General features: G+C 58.1%; 1 rRNA gene. It reads left to right on the plus strand.

Annotated elements, in window-relative coordinates:
• Positions 1-89: ribosomal RNA gene (locus IG90_RS0138805) — 16S ribosomal RNA — on the plus strand; the annotation flags it as partial.
• Between the last annotated feature and the right edge of the window lie 372 nt (positions 90-461).

Below are 461 nucleotides of genomic sequence, written 5' to 3' on the forward strand. Positions count from 1 at the left end.
GGAGGGAGCTGTCGAAGGTGGGACTGGCGATTGGGACGAAGTCGTAACAAGGTAGCCGTACCGGAAGGTGCGGCTGGATCACCTCCTTTCTAAGGAGCACTTCTTACCAGGCTTCGGTTTGGTCAGAGGCCAGTACACCGGCGAGTGTTCGGTGCTGGTTGCTCATGGGTGGAACGTTGACTATTCGGCATGATGAGCACGGTTTCGTTAGTACTGCTTCGGCGTGGAAAACGGGAACGGGTTGATTGTGTCGGGCACGTTGTTGGGTGTCTGAGGGTACGGGCTCGTGTGAGTCTGTCCTTCGGTTGCCGGCCCCAGTGAACTCGCCTGTATGGGTGGGGTGATGGGTGGCTGGTCGTTGTTTGAGAACTGCACAGTGGACGCGAGCATCTGTGGCCAAGTTTTTAAGGGCGCACGGTGGATGCCTTGGCACCAGGAACCGATGAAGGACGTGGGAGGCC

The sequence above is a fragment of the Streptomyces anulatus genome (genome assembly GCF_000721175.1).
In the GTDB taxonomy this organism is placed as follows: Bacteria; Actinomycetota; Actinomycetes; order Streptomycetales; family Streptomycetaceae; genus Streptomyces; species Streptomyces anulatus_C.